General features: G+C 33.7%; 5 protein-coding genes. All 5 read right to left on the bottom strand.

The genetic code is table 11. The features are described 5' to 3' along the window. Nucleotides 1–1,228 (bottom strand): hypothetical protein (locus ABGX27_05505; protein ID MEO2068950.1); only part of this gene is annotated, 1,228 nt, incomplete at its 3' end. Between the two features lie 12 nt (nt 1,229–1,240). Next, nucleotides 1,241–1,810: a hypothetical protein gene (locus ABGX27_05500; GenBank protein MEO2068949.1), complete on the bottom strand. Its 570-nt coding sequence runs from the start codon at nt 1,808–1,810 to the stop codon at nt 1,241–1,243. Then, entirely contained in the window at nt 1,807–2,181 is a 375-nt protein-coding gene (locus ABGX27_05495; protein ID MEO2068948.1) for a prepilin-type N-terminal cleavage/methylation domain-containing protein, read from the bottom strand. The genes ABGX27_05500 and ABGX27_05495 overlap by 4 nt, the downstream gene beginning before the upstream one ends. After that, nucleotides 2,181–2,639 (bottom strand): prepilin-type N-terminal cleavage/methylation domain-containing protein, encoded by a 459-nt coding sequence (locus ABGX27_05490; GenBank protein MEO2068947.1) that lies wholly within the window; start codon nt 2,637–2,639, stop codon nt 2,181–2,183. Before ABGX27_05490 ends, ABGX27_05495 begins: the two co-directional genes overlap by 1 nt. Before the next feature lie 2 nt (nt 2,640–2,641). Beyond that, nucleotides 2,642–3,155: aminotransferase class III-fold pyridoxal phosphate-dependent enzyme (locus ABGX27_05485; protein MEO2068946.1), on the bottom strand; the 514-nt coding region annotated here is incomplete at its 5' end.

Below are 3,155 nucleotides of genomic sequence, written 5' to 3'. Positions count from 1 at the left end.
CAACCTTATTTCCTTCTAAGTCAATGTTAAATTCCTCTTGTGGCGCAGCTCCTTCAAAGTTTAAAGTACCAATCTCTACGTCGTTACTATTGGCATAAAAGTTTAACTTGTGTTGTGTATTGACATTTTCAATACTAAACTCAGATATGCCAATGCTGTCTCTTCCAAACAGGTTAATATTAAAGTCTCCTTGAGGATTTACTGCTTGAATTGTAATATCCATTGCAGCTACGGAAGGAGCATAAACTGTAAAGTTAAAATCGTCCCCAATAGAAATAGAAGGGATGGAAAAAGTGTTTATAGATACTTTTTTATCGGAAATTAATTTTAAGTCGGATTTTGGATAATAACCATAGTCAACTTTAAGGTTTTGAACTGTTAACTCCGAGGGTGAATATATTGTCAACTCTAAATTTCCATTCTTTAACCATGCAGAACTTATAGTTCCATCTAAAATTATAAGTTCATCTGAACCATCACCACAGATTGTCTTGACTCCCTTTAAACTCTTATACTCGTAGCTTCCATCGTATCTATTGAGTAAGATCAACGTTCCGTCAGATTTTATGTTGGAGATATAATATTTGTTTTCTTCTATTGTTATATCACAAGTCGTTGGTGGAGGAACTTCCGGTAGCGGTTTTACCGTATAAGATGGTGCAGTTCTGTTGTATGTTGGATAAACTATAGTAGGAAATGTAGGATACTCTCCTATAGATTTCGAGACTTTAAATCCTTGGTCTTTTAACTCATCAATGGCATCTTCATCAAGTAGTCCATCGACATAAACACTTCCACCGATTGAAAAGTCGGCATCTTCAATTTGTGGTGAAAAACTTAAAGAGTCAAAGAGTCTTAAGTTTCCACCGACAACAAACGCAGAAAGTTCTTTAATTTCAGAACCAACTTCAATTTTTCTTACAGCATCCCTGTAGTATCCATAAGAAACAATCTTGCATCCCTTAGAATCTCCTGAAGATTCAACAACAAACTTTCCACCGTTAAAGTCTTTCTCTATTTTCCATCCACAAGTTTTTTCATTTTTATACTTTAAGAGTCCAAGTTCAATTCCACTTCTTGCAATCTCATAAGCTTTTCGAGAATAAAGAGAATCTGCAGTCACATTTGTTTCTGTTTGAGTAAACTTTGTGAGGATAGATGCTCCCAGGGATAAAAGGACAACTACTCCAAGAACACCTATCAGAATATACCCCTTCCTTTCTTTCATCCTTTGCACCCTCTAATTGCAGTTTAGACATTCAACAGTTTCAATGTATTCTTCTTTTTTCTTACAAAGAGTATCCTCAGGAACAATCTTAAATGTAATTGTTTTTGTAGTTGGATCATATTGAACTTCAAAATCTTCAATCTTTAATTTTTGAGAGTCCAGAAGGTACGCACCGCTTCCTTCTCCATCCGCCCCTTTATCTAAAACTCTTTCAAGGTTTTGGTTCTTAAGAACATACTTTACTTCATAAGAACAGTCATTTCCAATCGTAAAATTGGCACTTTCACATCCATCTTTATCATAATCAACGTATCTTATCGTTAAAGTCTTGTTATCTTCATCCCATTCAACAGGAGGGTATGTAGTTTTATCGGCAATACCATACCCAGCCTTTTTTAAATCAGATACAAGTAGGTCAATAACATTATCAATACTAATATGGCTTTTTATATCTTGAGTGTTTTTTGAAATTTGTTTATAACTTTCAGAAAAAAATGTTAGTCCCCCTATCAAAACAAGCATTCCCACCAATGTTACTATTAAAAGTTCCATAATTGTAAATCCACCTCTACCCACCATCATAGGTTCCCCTTAATCCTTTCAAATTCAAGTTTAAAGTTGTTTCCATAATCAACTTCAACTTTTATGATCTTTGTATTGTTATCAAGTTGCATAACAGAGTAAGAAATTTCATTATTACCTTTCAGTTCAAAACAACAGTCGCTGTTTTTACAGCTTTCAACAGTTCCATTCTCCAAACAGGTATCGTTAAAACTAAGAGAGGCAAGCTTGTTAATCAGCGTTTCACCGAGTATTGCTGCTTTCTGCCTTTCCCTTGAAACAACTTGAACTTTTTTACTTAAAAAAAGCATTGGAACAATTCCTAAAAACACAATTAGTAAAATTGCCATAGAAATTACAACTTCTAAAATTGAAAAGCCCTCCCTTCTCATCACCAATTACACTCCAAAGAGGTTTTGCCACTCACAAGTGAAAGATCTACATCACAAACATAATTTCCCTTTTTCACTACAACTGATAGGTTACTGGATGGAAGTTTGCTTCTGTTGAATATTATTTTATTTAGAGATGGAGATATGGAAATACCGTTGGGATACTTTAGTTCATAAAGAATATTTCCATCTTGGTCTACAACCTGTAATTTATCAACATCAAAAATAACTTCAGCTTTTCCTTTCTTAAATGCAAATGACTGTGCTCTAACAAACGCTATTTTTATTTCATTGGCAGCGTTAAAAACGCTGTTCTTAGCTTCTTGCTCCGTTAATGCTTTAAAACCGATAGTAACAACTAAAATAGTTATAACTATAACAATAAGGAGCTCAACAAGAGTAAAACCTTTCTTTCTTTCTTCATAATACACAGTATCCCCTAATTTTAGTTTGCACATTATTATATCATATTTAAAACCTCCTTAGTTGAATTTATTGCTATATCAACAAGTTTGTCTATTTCCTCTTTCGTTATTACATAAGGAGGCATAAAGTAAATTACATCTCCTAAATTTCTAAGTAATGCTCCTTTCTCTAAAGCTTTTCTATAAATTTGAAAACCTATTCTTTTTCTCCAGTCAAAAGGTTCTTTTGTTTTTCTGTCTTTTACCAGTTCTACAGCAACAATGAAACCCTTATATCTAACCTCTCCACAAAAGCTATAATCCTCGAATGCTTCCTTTACTCTTTGTTGTAAATAGGAGTACTTTTCTTTGTTCTTCTCTAAAATATTTTCCTCTTCGAAAATCTTTAAAACCTCTACAGCTACTCTGCACGCTAAAGGATTTCCGGTGTAACTATGGGAATGTAAGAAAGCTTTTAAGGAAACGTAGTCATCATAAAAAGCGTCGTAAATTTCATCAGTAGTTAGTACAACTGATAAAGGTAAATATCCTCCAGTTAGCCCTTTTGAT

The organism is Desulfurobacteriaceae bacterium, from assembly GCA_039832905.1.
GTDB lineage: Bacteria > Aquificota > Aquificia > Desulfurobacteriales > Desulfurobacteriaceae > Desulfurobacterium.
This window is presented reverse-complemented; position numbering and strand designations above follow the sequence as displayed.

Coding starts and splice junctions, on each gene's coding strand:
- ABGX27_05500 (MEO2068949.1), bottom strand. CDS start 1,810: ATGATGGTGGGTAGAGGTGGATTTACAATTATGGAACTTTTAATAGTA.
- ABGX27_05495 (MEO2068948.1), bottom strand. CDS start 2,181: ATGAGAAGGGAGGGCTTTTCAATTTTAGAAGTTGTAATTTCTATGGCA.
- ABGX27_05490 (MEO2068947.1), bottom strand. CDS start 2,639: ATGTGCAAACTAAAATTAGGGGATACTGTGTATTATGAAGAAAGAAAG.